Genomic DNA, 13,906 nt, shown 5'->3' with positions numbered 1-13,906 from the left:
CACAAGCGTGATGTATCAAGGGTTTCGGGGACAAAGGGAAGTGGAGTATTCTGGCCTTCAAACGGTCCTGTGGCGTACATAGGGTCGTGCCCCATGAGCACCAACGGAGGCTACGCCATGAAGGCGGCATCTGCACCCGAGTCCCTGTCCCTGCGGTATCCGATCAGCCGGAGGGCGGTGCTTTCGGCGGCGGTGATCACCCTGACCACTGCCGCGCTCGGTCCAGGATTATTGGCGGCTCCCGCGGCGGCAGCGGTCATCCGTAACCACGTGTACACCATCTCCTCACGCAATACCTTCGCCTCGACCACCTATCCACGCGCCGAGTTCCGGGCTCTGTGGACCGCCAGTGTGGTGAACATCGACTGGCCCTCTCGCTCAGGACTGAGCGTGGCAACCCAACAGGCAGAACTACGCTCGATCCTTGACCTTGCCGTTTCCCGGAACCTCAATGCGGTACTGCTGCAGGTCCGCCCGGCCGCCGACCGCATGTGGAAGGCCACGCTCGGTGAACCGTGGTCCAAATACCTCACCGGCACCCAGGGCAAAGACCCGGGCTACGATCCGCTGGCCTACGCGATCGCCCAAGCGCACCAGCGGGGGATCGCGCTGCACGCCTGGATCAACCCCTTCCGCGTGTCCATGGATACCTCGCTCAGTTCCTTGGTAGCCAGCCATCCGGCACGCTTGAATCCCAGCTGGTCCTTCGCCTACGGTAATCGCCGTTACTACAACCCCGGTATCCCCGCGGTCCGTACCTTCATCCGCAACGTGGTCATCGACATGGTCAAACGCTACGACGTCGACGGGGTCCACTTTGATGACTATTTCTACCCGTACCCGGTGTCGGGGTCCTCGATCCCGGATTCGTCGACCTACGCCACCTACCAGGGGTCCTTCACCGACATTTCCAGCTGGCGACGCAACAACATCAACGTGTTTGTTCGCGACACCCATACCGCCATCAGAGCCGCCAAGCCCCGGGTGGTCTTCGGCATCGGCCCCTTCGGGATCTGGCGCAACAGTTCCTCCAGCTCCCTGGGCTCGGCCACCAGCGGACTGGAAAGCTACTCGGCCCTCTACGCCAACACTCGCGGTTGGGTGAAGTATGACTGGGTGGATTACATCGCTCCACAGCTGTATTGGTACCAGGGCTATCCGCCGGCCAACTACAACGTGCTGGTCGACTGGTGGGCCAAACAGGTGGCCGGAACCAACGTCAAGCTCTACACCGGTGAGGCCGCCTACAAGGTGGGGGACCCGGCTACACCCGCATGGGGAGATCCCAACGAGCTGCGCGACCACGTCAGCAAATGCCGTGCCGTCCCGGCAGTGCGTGGCCAGATCTACTACAACACCACCGCGGTGCGAGCGAACAAACTTAACTCCATCGGGATCCTCAAGGCCGCCCACTACGCGCGGCCCGCCCTGCCGGTCGCCTACCCTCAGCTGCTCGCTACTCGCCCCTATACCCCGGTCATCACCCAGGCCGTGCGCGAGGGCTCAGCGGTGCGTTTGAGCTGGATCTCCAGTTCAAACGGGGAACCGATCAAACAGATCGCGATCTGGCGGTGGGAATCCACGGGCTCCGTCCTCCCGTACATCCAGTCGACGGCGACCTACCTGCGTTCGGTGCGCCGGCGCACCACCGCAAATCAGTCGTGGCTGGACACCGGGGTAGTGCTCGGGCACTCCTATTGGTACATGATCCAATCGATCAGCCAGACCGGGATCGACTCGACGAATGCCACGGCGATTTTCATCAGGGCCTGATGCCGTACATAGCTCGAGAGGGCGCGGCGCTCGCCGAGGAAGCGACGGATTTATCTCCCCGCTGGCCACCTCGCCCCGGCACGCGGTGGCCGCACGGTGGACGAGTTGTGATCGCGCACCGAGGCCCAGACATCGACATTCAAACGTTGCGTTCACCACACCCACGGATGCGGGAATGCTGATAACGGGTGAAGCGTTCTAGGATGTAATCAATCCCCGCACCGGCGTGAAAGGTCCCCCGTGACTGAATTCAATCCATTTGCCTTTGAAGGCCTCACCTACGATGACGTCCTGCTGCTTCCCGGCCCGACGGATGTGATCCCCTCGGAGGCTGATACCACCACGCGCCTGACCAAGCGGATCAATATCAACATCCCGCTGCTTTCCGCGGCCATGGACACCGTGACCGAAGCTCCGATGGCCATTGCTCTGGCTCGCCAGGGTGGCATCGGCATCATCCACCGCAACCTGTCCATCGAGGATCAGGCCAACCAGGTGGACCAGGTTAAGCGCAGCGAATCGGGCATGATCACCAACCCGGTGACGGTTAACCCGGGCGCGACGCTCGCCGAATGGGACGACCTCTGCGCGCACTACCGTGTCTCGGGCCTGCCGGTGGTTGATGAGAACCGCAAGTTGCTGGGCATCATCACCAACCGCGACACCCGCTTCGTGCCGCGCGAAACCTACATGACCACCAAGGTCTACGAGGTCATGACGGCCATGCCGTTGATTACCGCCAAGGTCGGGGTACCCCGCGAGGAAGTGATCAACCTGCTGGGCAAGCACCGCATCGAGAAACTGCCATTGGTTGATGACCACGGCGTGCTGCAGGGCTTGATCACCGTCAAGGACTTCGACAAGGCCGAGCAGTACCCGCTCGCCACCAAGGACGACGAGGGTCGCCTGCGAGTTGGCGCGGCCGTTGGTTTCTTCGGCGAGGGTTATGACCGTGCGATGTCCCTGATCGATGCGGGCGTCGACGTGCTGGTTGTCGACACGGCCAACGGCCACTCCCAGGGTGTGCTGGACATGATCGCTCGCCTGAAGAAGGATCCGGCGGCGGCCCACGTGGACGTCATCGGCGGCCAGGCAGCCACCCGTGAGGGTGCCCAGGCATTGATCGACGCCGGCGCCGATGCCATCAAGGTCGGCGTGGGCCCGGGCTCCATCTGCACCACCCGCATCGTCGCCGGTGTTGGCGTACCGCAAGTCACCGCCATCTACGAGGCAGCCAAGGCCGCCATCCCGGCCGGCGTTCCGGTGATCGCCGACGGCGGTTTGCAGCACTCGGGCGACATCGGCAAGGCACTGGTTGCCGGCGCCGATTCGGTCATGCTCGGCTCCTTGCTGGCCGGCACCGCGGAATCCCCGGGGGACCTGGTGTTCATGAATGGCAAGCAGTTTAAGGCTTACCGTGGCATGGGATCGATTGGTGCCATGGAAACGCGCGGCAAAAACACCTCCTACTCCAAGGACCGCTACTTCCAGTCGGATGTGCCCTCCAACGAGAAGCTGATCCCCGAGGGCATCGAGGGTCAGGTCCCGTACCGCGGCCCGCTCTCGGCCGTGTCACACCAGTTGGTGGGCGGCCTGCGCCAGACCATGTTCTACGTCGGTGGACGCACCATCCCCGAGCTGAAGAACCGTGGAAAGTTCGTGCGCATCACCGCCGCGGGCCTGAAGGAGTCACACCCGCACGACATCATGATGACCGTCGAGGCACCGAACTACCGTTCACGCTAAGCACACGGCACCACTAACGGGCCCCGGCCGCCAGCTCCTTGAGCTTGGTGACCGGGGCCCGTGTCGTTTCTGCCCGAGGTATCCGGCGACGGGATTAGCGCAGCGCCGGATCTTCGGGTGTGCTGTTGGGCTGGTGCTGCAGCAACTCGGTGACACCCATGCGGTGTTCTTCGGGATCCGAGCGAGCGGTACGACGTTCGTGCAGGATTCGCACCAGCCAGAAACAGAGCGAGCCCAGGGCCGCGCCCATCGCGTTGGCAACGACGTCAAGCAGCGAGGAGACGCGTTCGGGCAGCAAGATTTCCTGGCCCAGTTCGATCAGGAATGATGTGGCAAAACCCGCTAACATCGGGTGCCACCACTTGCGCCCCCAGATGCTGGCGATGTAACCAAAGGGCATAAAAAGGGCGATGTTCGCGGCGAATTCGATCTTGTTGTAACCGATATACCGGGGCATGCCGTGGGCATGGAGCCACCGAATCGCCTGCGTGATGGTTCCGCTGGCCGGACGATCCACCGGTGTTGGCCAAAAGGCGATCAGCAGCAGTGCTAGCACGTAGGGGACGGCGAGGATCAGCGCGATGCGAAGCTGCGTTTTGTTCATCGTGCCCAGTCGGTTCGGCGTTCTCGGGTGCTTAGACGTAAGCCAAAAGTGATCCTGAGCTAGCATCATCCGGCGTCTAGCCAGTTTACTCCACGGGCTTGAGTTTTTAACCTTTCCCAAGGACGGTCCAGCTGCGACTTGTGTGACCTCCATGCTCGCTGAGCTACGCTCAACCCCATGGAACCTGAAACCGAACTCGGCTCATCCTCGGTCATCGTGCGCGAAGCCACCGTGGCGGATGCGGCGCCCATGGCCCGGGCGCTGGTGGCGGCATGGCGTGCGGCCTACCGGGGGATCATTGGGCAGGATTTCCTGGAGGCGATGGATGAGCAGCGGATCGGTGCCAGCTGGCGAGAAACGCTAGTGCGTGGTGCCGGGGTTCCGCCCTTGGTCATCGTTTCCGCCAACCACGTGGTGGGTTTTTGCCAGGTGGGTGAACCCCGAGATAAGTCTCAGACCGATACCGGGGAACTTTTCGCGTTAAACCTGCACCCCGATGCCTGGGGTCACGGGCTGGGCAGCGCGCTCTTGTCGGCTGCCAGTGCGCAATTGCTGGCATTGGGTTATCGGCGGGCCTATCTGTGGGTGGCCGATGGAAACCAGCGTGCCATCGATCTCTACCTGCGCCATGGCTGGCACGATACCGCGATCACCAAAACCGAGTACAAGTTCACCCCACCACTGCTTGAACACCGTTATGCAATCCTGCTGAGCTAAGGCGCGTTACCGGCCCAGCCCGAGGTCCGGAGGTCACATCCGGCCTCATCCAACATCGGTCCTCAATCCAACATCCGGTCTCAGCCAGTACCCGTGGCGGCGCTTAGCCGAAGGGGGTGATGGGGCGGGGCAAACGCTGCCCATCAACGATGATGTCGGTGCGTTCGTTATAAAAGGCAACGTGGGCGGCGATGGCGGATGATTCGGGCAACGGATGAGCATAGGACCACGCCACGTTCTTGCCTCCGCTGCCCGGTGCCCAGTAGTTGGCCGTTCCCTTATAGGGGCAGCTGCTCGAGGTCTGCGTGGCGACCAGTGCATCAAATCTCACATCCGCCCGCGGCAGGTAATACCGCGCGGGCAAGTGGGTCTCAAAAAGTAATAGCGGTCGGGTGGAATCGGCCAGCACCATGCCCTCAAGCTCCACCCGGACATGGCTGCTGCTGACCAGGATGTCCACTCGGTGGAAGGGATCACGCGGATGTGTGTGAATTTCAGCGTCCTCTTCCCTCCAGTCGAAGGCCGCAAAATCCAGCAGCACCAGGTGAGCCAGATCCGGATCCGCCGGCCGGAAGGCTGCGGCTTTTAGCACACGCCCGGGAAGCTCAAGGTCCAGGCTCGTGCCGGCGGTGGTGTGCAGCGCAAAGGCATCATCGGGCGTTAACATCGTCGCGCCCGCCGGGACGGGTTGTGGTGCCACGCCCGAGGTGGTGAGAGGGATCAGGACCGCGGATTCCGGCACGGCATAGATCGGCACGATGCGTTGGGGTTCCCAGACCAAGACGGCAGCGCGGGTATCCACCACGAGTTCACCGGCGCAACTGGCACGTACCCGCTTCGCGGTGGGTTCGTACCTCAGGGCTGGTAAAGACTCGGCTAAGAGGTGGGAAATTCGGGTGGCCACGGCGTCAGTATGCGCCTTCGCGCAGCCACGGTCAACGGCCCCGGTGAGCCTCGGGCAACCGATGCAGATCGGCGGATTGATCACACCCGTGACCTGCTCCCCGGTGAGGCCTATCATGGGGCACATCAGGGGGGGGCAGCGCACGCCCGGCCAGTGCCGGAAAGTAGCCTCCACGCAGCGAGGAGCCAGTGATGAGCGACACCGAGGAATCCATCAAGCGCTACACCAGTGGGGACCTGCGTGAACGACTACATGCGGCGCTGCGCGCAGCGGGCAGGGACCCTGCGGTACTGCTGCCCGGGGATCTGGTGGAGGCCGATCACTTCCATTCCGGTGGCTTGGCCTCCACCACCGAGGTGGCTCGTGCCCTGGGCATAGGCCTGGGCACCCGGGTCCTGGACGTGGGTAGCGGCATTGGCGGACCGGCGCGGATATTTGCGCGAGGTGGTGCGGTGGTCACGGGCGTGGATGTCACGGCCGAGTTTGTCATCCTGGCCAGGGAACTGAACCTGGCCAGTGGGCTCGGCGGCTCGATCAACATGCTAGAGGCCTCCGGGGCCGATACCGGGCTGCCGGACGCCTCCTTTGACGCCGCGACCATGCTGCATGTGGGGATGAATCTGGCGGACAAACAAGCGGTCTTTAACGAGGTCTACCGCCTGCTGCGCCCCGGCGGCGTTTTTGGCGTCTTCGATCTGATGGGTACCAACCAGCTCACCTTCCCCATGCCGTGGGCCGACGCCGCAGCGTCCTCCCATGTTGAGAGCGATGCGGCGTACCGCAAATATCTGCACACCGCGGGCTTCGGCGTGCGCGCCGATACCTCGCTGAGCCTGGGCGTGCGCCAGCAGATGGCAGCGGCGCAGCGCGCCCAGCGCTCGAACCCGACACCGCTGGGTGGCCCGATCCTATTGGGCACCGATCCAATGCACCGCATCATTAACGTGCTCGGAGCCATCGAGGCCGGCGAGCTGGATCCGCGACTGATCCTCGCGGTGCGCTAGCGCGGGCCCCACCCGCGGCACTGACATGGGCGGGGTGTCACCCCGGATAGAATGGTTCCTTGGCGCTGAGCGACCGGCGTGCGGGAAGTCCCGCGCCTGCGCGCACGCAATATCTAAGGAGCACACCGTGGCCCAGCCGAAGAACCTGAAAAAGCTCACCCGTACGCGCATGGATCGTACCGGTGAGAGTTACACCACCGCACGCAAGGCGATCCTCGCCGCCAAGCCCAACCGTCCGGCAAGTGCCGAGGACGCGGCGGCCGCCGCCGCGGCCGCACAAGAGGCGGAATTGCCCGAGTACCCGGCACCGCAGAACGTTCTCCAGTACGACGCCGGACTCTGGCACCGCGTGCTCACCCAGGCCGGGGTCACCCACCCGATCAACGAAGAGCCGCTCTCCGAGGCCCTGCTGGCCGGACTGGCCGGCGGCATCGGCTTCATGGCCTTCACCTTCGTTTACGAGGAAATGACCACCGCAACGGTGGTGACCCGCGCGCACCCGGAGCCCTACACCGCTAACCTGTTGGCACGTTGCGGAGCCACCATCAGCGAGCGAACCACCGGCAGTGCCCGCTTGGCCGCCGAATACCTGGACGTGGGGCTGGATGCCGGCCGCGCCGTGGTGGTGCGCGCCTCCGTTGCCGCCCTGCCCTGGATCGATGGCGATGCCGTGGAGGAATCCGATTCCATCGACCTGGTCGTGGTCGGGGAACACGAAGATGACCTGCTGATCGATGACGGATCCGGCTCCCTGACCCCGATCTCACCCGAGGATCTGGCCTTCGCCCGATCCAAGCGGAAGAAGGATAAGCACTGGCAGGCCTGGGTCCCTGAAAGCACCGGCCCGGACACCACCACGCTGGTGAACAATGTGTGCGAGGCCATCGGGCAAACCACCGCACGCCTGCTGGGTACCAGCGAGCTGGAGGGTATTCCCGCACACTTCGCGAAGAACTTTGGTGTGCTGGGCATGAGTAACTGGGCGGAGAAGCTGCGCGATACCACCACCGCCAAGGGCTGGACACGGATCTTTGCCGAACCCGATCGCCTGGCCTCCGGCTTGAGCCAGGTGCTGGGTTTCCTCACCGATACCCGCTTTGGCGGGGTGGGTGCGCTGCGTGGGCAATATGCCGACTTCCTCACCGAGGCAGCACAGCTCCCGGGCCTTGAGGCGCTGGAGGCGCACGCGGCAGATTATGCGCACCTGGCCCAGGACTGGATCGTCTTCACCGACCTGATTGACCCGGATATCGATCCGGAACAGCGCTCGGGACACTTCGCTGTGCTCGCCGATCAGTTGGAGATCATCGCCGCGGCGGAGACTCGCGCCGCCACCGCTTTGGCGGCCAGCGTGGCCACCCTGGGAGCACCGCGCGAATAAGTCCTCACGAGCATCGGGGACCGGCTCCCCGATGCGAAAGCTCGTCATGGCGGGGATCGGGCTCGGTGCGAGCGCGGTCCCCGCCCTGCGTGCTGATAGGGTGGTGCGGTGACTTACGAGATTGAAATCGGCCGCTCCAAGCGCGCTGCCCAGGCGTATTCCCTCGACGATGTGGCGATTGTTCCCAACCGCCGCACCCGTGACCCGCACGATGTCTCGGTGGCCTGGCAGATCGACGCCTACAAATTCGAGACCCCGATCCTTGGCGCACCCATGGACTCGGTCATGTCCCCGGATACCGCCATCGCCCTGGGCAAGCTCGGCGGACTGGGGGTGCTGAACCTCGAGGGACTGTGGACCCGCTACGAGGATCCGACCAAGGTGCTTGAGGAAATTGCCGCACTGAAGTCCGCCAACGGCGGGCACTTTGACCCGGCCATCACCAAGCGTCTGCAGGAGCTGTACTCCGCTCCCATCGTCCCGGAGCTGATCACCGCCCGCTTGGCGCAGATCCGCGACGCCGGAGTGACGGTGGCCGGGTCCCTGACTCCGCAGCGCACCCAGGAACATTACAAGACCGTTCTCGCCGCCGGTGTTGACATCTTTGTCATCCGCGGCACCACCGTCTCGGCGGAGCACGTGTCCAAGACCCACGAACCGCTGAACCTCAAGCAGTTCATCTACGAGCTCGACGTCCCGGTCATCGTGGGCGGCGCCGCCGGTTACACCCCGGCACTGCACCTGATGCGTACCGGCGCTGCCGGCGTTTTGGTCGGCTTCGGGGGAGGCGCCTCGGGCACCACTCGCCGCGCGTTGGGCATCCACGCACCGATGGCCACCGCCATCTCCAACGTGGCCGCGGCACGCCGTGACTACATGGATGAATCCGGTGGACGCTACGTGCACGTGATCGCCGATGGCGGTCTGGGCACCAGCGGTGACATCGTCAAGGCCATCGCCATGGGCGCCGACGCCGTGATGCTCGGCACCGCCCTGGCTCGCGCGCAGGAGGCTCCGGGTGCCGGCTGGCACTGGGGCATGGAGGCCACGCACGAGAACAACCCACGTGGGGACCGGGTCAAGGTCGGTACCGTGGCACCACTTGAGCAGCTGCTCTTTGGTCCCTCGAACCACACCAACGGCACCTCAAACATCGTTGGTGCCCTGCGCCGCTCGATGGCCACCACCGGCTACTCGGATTTGAAGGAATTCCAGCGCGTCGACGTGGTCATTTCCCCCTACGAGGCCGACTAGTACCTCCGGGTCATTTTGACCCCATGACGGCCGGGCAGCGAGCCGAACAACCTCCAGATAACGGGTGGCGTTCGACTCGATGCCCGGCCTTTGTGTTCCCCGGAGCAAGAGAGCTGGCCGTCGGTGATTCTTCCCACGCGCGGCCCATTTGTGCCACGCACGCGCGGCGCCGGCGTGTACGCTACACAGCAACGGCGTGCCGGGCCCCAGCGACCCTAGCGTCGTCACAACCTGCACACCCACCGCTCCCGAATCGATGCCATGACTTCCACTTTGTCCCCGGCGGACGACGCCGATTCCCATCCCATCACCACCCCCGAGATGGTGGTGCTCGAATTCGCGGCGCCCTCACGCAACGACGCCGTCGCCGCGCTGGCCGCGACCCTGGTTGAGGCTTCTCGGGTGCTGGATCTGGACGGGTTCCTGAGCGATGTGCGTAGTTATGAGCATCAGCTGGCCACCGCTCTGCCCGGGGGAGTTGGGGTCGCTCACGCCCGAAGCTCGCACGTGGTGATCCCCAGCATTGCCGTGGGAGTACTGGGCTTCGGCAACTCGCTGGACTTCGGTGCCCGGGACGGCGATGCGCACGTGGTGTTGCTACTGGCCACCCCCGCCACCAGCTATTCCGAGCACCTCACGATGCTCGCCGCGCTGGCCAGGTCCTTGGCCAAGGACACCTTCCGGGAGTCGTTGCGCCGATCACACGACCCCGAGGTCATCGCCGAACTGGTCAATTCGACGGTCGACTTCTCAGCGGTCTAATTCACGGTCTCATTCACCGACTGACCATCACCTGCGCTGATCCGGAGTGCCGCGCAAATGTAATCCGCATCACCGCTGCCGCGGGAGCTGCCGAGCCTGATGGGCAAGATGCAGCACCGCGTGGGGGCCGGATCCCGCGGCCGCAGCCCCGGCGCGCCACCCGGATCCTGCCGTGAACGAAGCCGCGCGGGGAATAGTTCCATTGGCTCTTCTACGCACAATCGAAGTACGGTAGTGGTGTGCTGAAAACTGCCCTTAAACCTCGCTGGATCCTTGCCCTGGTTGGCGCCCTCGTAGTTGCCACGGGCTTTGTCCTGCTGAGTCAATGGCAGTTCAACCGCTCCGAAACCGCACCGCCGCCCCCGGCGAGCACCACCGAGCAGGTCGTCGCGCTCACCAGCCACATCACCCCGGCCACGGACATGATGGCCTCCAGCGCCGACCAAATGGTCACCGCCACCGGGTCCTTCCTGCCGGACAAACAGGTATTGATCAGCTCTCGAATCCAGGACGACAAATCCGGCTACTGGGTTGTTGGCTCCTTCTTGGTTGATGGTGCCCCGGACTCAAACACCATTGCCGTGGTGCGCGGTTGGCAGCCCGATGACAGTGCCCCGGCCCCCGCGCCGAGCGGCACCATCAAACTCACCGGTCGACTCCTGCCCACCGAAGCACCGCTGGCGCGTGATCTCGGACAGCGCTCCTACGAATCACTCTCCGTCGCCGAACTCATCAACGTCTGGGACGTGCCGGCCTACAGCGGATTCATCGTGGCCGGGCCCATGACCGGCGCGAATGGTGTTGATGTTTCGGCCGCCGCGACGGGTCTGACTCAGGTCGATGTTGGCCCGCAGCCGCAGGAAACCCAGCTGAACTGGCTGAACATCTTCTACGGCATCGAGTGGGTGGTCTTCGCCGGCTTCGCTGTGTTCCTCTGGTACCGGCTGGTGGCGGATGATTACCGTCGTGTGCGGGAAGACATTGCCGATGCCGCGGCGCTGGCGGCGGGTATTGACCCCGCCACGGTGTACGGTAGCGCCGTGCCGCGGGGCACCCGCGCAGGCTCATCCGATCCCGCCGCAGCACAAACCGAAGAGCCGCAGCTTGCAAAACCTCACACCGTAGACTCCCAAACCGTGGAATCCCCGACTCAGATGCCACTGACCGAAGCACCTCACACCTCACCCAAGGACCAGTCGTGACCGAAGAAAAATCCGCTCCCAAACTGCGCCGCTTTGCCGGAACTCCTTCCCAGATCCGCAGCGCTTCGAACTTCTACAAGGTGCTGGCCTACGCCACCGGTGTGATGTTGCTGCTGCTCTGCGCAGAAATGATCGTGAAGTACATCTGGGAGCTGGAGCTCTTTGTTGGTGGAACCATGATCGATGGCACCTCCAACGCCCTGGGCCTCGTCAACCGCGGAGACATCAGCGGAGGCGTCAACATTTCGTTGATGATCCTGATCGTCCACGGCTGGATGTACGTGGTCTACCTGCTTGCCGATTTCCGTCTGTGGTCCCTGATGCGCTGGCCATTCAGCCGTTTCATCACCATCGCCCTGGGCGGCGTGGTGCCGCTGCTCTCCTTCTTCATGGAGAAGAAGGTGCACGGCGAAGTTGAGCGCGAATTGGCCTCGCACCCGCAGGCCGCCAAGCGGTACTAATCCTGCACCACCCTTTTGTGGGCGGTCGACGACGCAGCTAACTGCGGCGCCGACCGCCCTTTTTCATGCCCTGTGGCTACCGAACCGAACCCTAACTCCAGGGTCACCTGCTGCACTTCCCCGCACCGGTTGATCCCGGCCTCCGGCACTCCGGCGCTTCTCCCCACAGACCACTTCCCCGGCCGTGGGTGGTGTGTTCAGCGGCGCAGACTGGGTCCATGAATTCTTCCGCCACACCCAGCGCCGCAAGGGGGCAAGCACGCATCAGCACCACGGTCAGGAACCTGGCCGCGGTGCTCCTTGACGCGCGCTCGACCGTGGAAGAACTCACCACCCTGAACCCCGACGCGGCCTCCAGTGCCCTCATCCTGGGCCTGCTTGAGAACACCCAACGCACCATCGCCTACGGCCAACTCCATGCCACCTTCCACGCCGAGGTCAACCAGATCTACCGCTTGGACCCGGAGACCGCCACGCACCTTGATGCTCTCGCCGCCGCCCCACAAGCCCTGGCCGATGGCACCACCGCCATACCAGCGGAGCGGATGTGTAGGGGGATGGCTCAGCACCGCAATACCGCCGCCTACCTCCAAGCCCACCTCCACATTTCCGCTTCCGAGGCCCGCCGCCGACTCACCGGTGCACGCCTGCTGGTCGCCCCAGCCCCATCATCTGGGCTTGCCGCCCCGCTCCCGGGACCAGATAAGGACCCCTCCAGCACCGAGGGGACCTTGGGTCGCACCGGTACTGAGTCGGTTTTGGCTCCTCCACTGTTTCCGGTGTTGGCGCAGGCAGCCGCCGATGGAACCGCGGATGTTGGCAACCTCGCCCAACTGGCCGGACGGCTTGAAGGGATGCAGCCGCGTATCCATCAACGCGAAGACGCTTCAAAGCTGAACACCGCCATCGAAGAATCCCTGGCTCATGAGGCACGCACCGCCGAACCTCGAAACGCGCACAAGGCCCTGAGCGATTGGGGTGCCTATCTGGAAACGAACGGGGCACCGATGACCGATGAAGAGATTCGGGCCAAGCGGGGCATGTTCTACCGTGGCGTGCGTGAAGGGTTCGCCGAGTATCTGCTGAGGTGTGATCCGATCGATGCCGAATCGATTGAGTCGTTTGGCGAAGCCTGGTCCAACCCACGCTCGAACAAGGTCCCACCGGTTTCCGCCTCCACCGCCGGCCCACACACCGCCGGCCCACCTACGGTCGGTGCCGGAAATTGTGACGGCCAGACCACCGCTCGCAAGCCCGCTAGTCGCCCCGTGGCACCGGTGGGGACTCCCGCTCCGCAATGGGCGATTGCCCCGGGGACGGCTCCGGATCAGGTGCCGCTGAGTTCGTGGGTCGATGGGGTAGCGACCAGCAACGGCACAGATAACACCACCAGGACCAACACCGGCAGCGGCAGCGGCAGCGGCACCGGCAGCGGTGACATGCTGGGTTTGGTGGATCCACGCACCACCCCGCAACTCTTACTCGATGGCATCATTGCCTCGATCAACGGATCTCTCACCGGTACCGCCCTGAGTGAATCCGGTGGCCTGCCGGTCAGGGTCGGGGTGCTGATCGACTATCAGTCGCTACTGGGTCAATGTGAAACTGCGGGTGTCACCGGGCACGGCCGGGTGGTTTCGGCGGAGAATATTCGTCGACTGGCCTGCGATGCTGGGATCTTGCCCGCGGTGCTGGGGAGTCAGGGGGAGATTCTGGATATGGGTCGCGAGGTGCGCGGCTTCTCCCCGGCCCAGCGCAAAGCGTTGGCGATGCGTGATCGAGGGTGTTGCATCCCGGGATGTCATCGTCCGGCGTCCACCACCGAGGCTCATCATGTGAAGTCTTGGCTGGATGGCGGGGTGACAAGTGTGGATAATGGGGCTTTGACGTGTAGTTATCATCATTTGCAGATTCATGCTGGGTTGATCACGCTGAGGATGATCGACGGGATTCCGTATGTGGTTGAGCGGGCGGGTCAGCCGCCTGGTGATCCGGAACGTAATTTGTGGTGGCATCCGGAGTTGCGGACGGTGGGGTTTATCCCGCCACTATTCACCGACTAACTCGCGATGCTTCCCACTGGCAGCGCGCTCGGCAC

Annotated in this window: 12 protein-coding genes; 10 read left to right on the top strand and 2 right to left on the bottom strand. The window is 63.9% G+C overall.

Annotated features, from left to right (window positions below; translation table 11 throughout):
• Positions 1-93 precede the first annotated feature (93 nt).
• Positions 94-1,773, top strand: a complete 1,680-nt coding sequence (locus KUF55_RS12080) for a glycoside hydrolase family 10 protein (RefSeq protein ID WP_218816790.1) — start codon at positions 94-96, stop codon at positions 1,771-1,773.
• A gap of 240 nt (positions 1,774-2,013) precedes the next feature.
• Positions 2,014-3,519: an IMP dehydrogenase gene (guaB, locus tag KUF55_RS12075; RefSeq protein WP_132358590.1), complete on the top strand. Its 1,506-nt coding sequence runs from the start codon at positions 2,014-2,016 to the stop codon at positions 3,517-3,519.
• Positions 3,520-3,613: 94 nt separating this feature from the next.
• Here guaB and KUF55_RS12070 read toward each other — a convergent pair whose 3' ends face one another.
• Complete coding sequence (locus tag KUF55_RS12070; protein ID WP_218816789.1) at positions 3,614-4,123, bottom strand: VanZ family protein; 510 nt, start codon at positions 4,121-4,123, stop codon at positions 3,614-3,616.
• Positions 4,124-4,300: 177 nt separating this feature from the next.
• Between KUF55_RS12070 and KUF55_RS12065 the strand changes: the two genes are divergently transcribed.
• Positions 4,301-4,840 carry a GNAT family N-acetyltransferase gene (locus KUF55_RS12065; protein WP_218816788.1) on the top strand — a complete coding sequence of 180 codons (540 nt, stop codon included), beginning with the start codon at positions 4,301-4,303 and terminating at the stop codon, positions 4,838-4,840.
• A gap of 103 nt (positions 4,841-4,943) precedes the next feature.
• Here KUF55_RS12065 and KUF55_RS12060 read toward each other — a convergent pair whose 3' ends face one another.
• Positions 4,944-5,861, bottom strand: coding sequence for a DUF427 domain-containing protein (locus KUF55_RS12060; protein WP_255557013.1), 918 nt, complete (start codon positions 5,859-5,861; stop codon positions 4,944-4,946).
• Positions 5,862-5,935: 74 nt separating this feature from the next.
• Between KUF55_RS12060 and KUF55_RS12055 the strand changes: the two genes are divergently transcribed.
• The 7 genes from KUF55_RS12055 to KUF55_RS12025 all read left to right on the top strand — a co-directional run bounded on the left by KUF55_RS12055 (position 5,936) and on the right by KUF55_RS12025 (position 13,871).
• Entirely contained in the window at positions 5,936-6,748 is an 813-nt protein-coding gene (locus KUF55_RS12055) for a class I SAM-dependent methyltransferase (protein ID WP_218816787.1), read from the top strand.
• Between the two features lie 127 nt (positions 6,749-6,875).
• Positions 6,876-8,129, top strand: coding sequence for a DUF4872 domain-containing protein (locus tag KUF55_RS12050; RefSeq protein WP_218816786.1), 1,254 nt, complete (start codon positions 6,876-6,878; stop codon positions 8,127-8,129).
• 108 nt (positions 8,130-8,237) lie between these two features.
• The gene (locus KUF55_RS12045) at positions 8,238-9,383 is read left to right on the top strand and encodes a GuaB3 family IMP dehydrogenase-related protein (protein ID WP_132358578.1); all 1,146 of its coding nucleotides are present in this window, start codon (positions 8,238-8,240) and stop codon (positions 9,381-9,383) included.
• Between the two features lie 261 nt (positions 9,384-9,644).
• Positions 9,645-10,145 (top strand): PTS sugar transporter subunit IIA, encoded by a 501-nt coding sequence (locus tag KUF55_RS12040; RefSeq protein WP_218816785.1) that lies wholly within the window; start codon positions 9,645-9,647, stop codon positions 10,143-10,145.
• Between the two features lie 239 nt (positions 10,146-10,384).
• Positions 10,385-11,347 (top strand): SURF1 family protein, encoded by a 963-nt coding sequence (locus tag KUF55_RS12035; RefSeq protein ID WP_218816784.1) that lies wholly within the window; start codon positions 10,385-10,387, stop codon positions 11,345-11,347.
• Complete coding sequence (locus tag KUF55_RS12030) at positions 11,344-11,808, top strand: DUF3817 domain-containing protein (protein ID WP_168151250.1); 465 nt, start codon at positions 11,344-11,346, stop codon at positions 11,806-11,808. The genes KUF55_RS12035 and KUF55_RS12030 overlap by 4 nt, the downstream gene beginning before the upstream one ends.
• 218 nt (positions 11,809-12,026) lie before the next feature.
• Positions 12,027-13,871: an HNH endonuclease signature motif containing protein gene (locus KUF55_RS12025; RefSeq protein WP_218816783.1), complete on the top strand. Its 1,845-nt coding sequence runs from the start codon at positions 12,027-12,029 to the stop codon at positions 13,869-13,871.
• The last annotated feature ends 35 nt before the right edge of the window (positions 13,872-13,906 follow it).

This window comes from Paeniglutamicibacter sp. Y32M11 (genome assembly GCF_019285735.1).
GTDB lineage: Bacteria > Actinomycetota > Actinomycetes > Actinomycetales > Micrococcaceae > Paeniglutamicibacter.
The sequence above is the reverse complement of the archived record's forward strand: the minus strand, read 5'-3'. Positions and strand labels throughout refer to the sequence as shown.

What these genes read in the sequence shown, in the direction of transcription:
- KUF55_RS12070 (WP_218816789.1), bottom strand. Translation starts at nt 4,123, where the DNA reads ATGAACAAAACGCAGCTTCGCATCGCGCTGATCCTCGCCGTCCCCTAC.
- KUF55_RS12040 (WP_218816785.1), top strand. Translation starts at nt 9,645, where the DNA reads ATGACTTCCACTTTGTCCCCGGCGGACGACGCCGATTCCCATCCCATC.
- KUF55_RS12025 (WP_218816783.1), top strand. Translation starts at nt 12,027, where the DNA reads ATGAATTCTTCCGCCACACCCAGCGCCGCAAGGGGGCAAGCACGCATC.
- KUF55_RS12060 (WP_255557013.1), bottom strand. Translation starts at nt 5,861, where the DNA reads ATGATAGGCCTCACCGGGGAGCAGGTCACGGGTGTGATCAATCCGCCG.
- KUF55_RS12065 (WP_218816788.1), top strand. Translation starts at nt 4,301, where the DNA reads ATGGAACCTGAAACCGAACTCGGCTCATCCTCGGTCATCGTGCGCGAA.
- KUF55_RS12055 (WP_218816787.1), top strand. Translation starts at nt 5,936, where the DNA reads ATGAGCGACACCGAGGAATCCATCAAGCGCTACACCAGTGGGGACCTG.
- KUF55_RS12080 (WP_218816790.1), top strand. Translation starts at nt 94, where the DNA reads ATGAGCACCAACGGAGGCTACGCCATGAAGGCGGCATCTGCACCCGAG.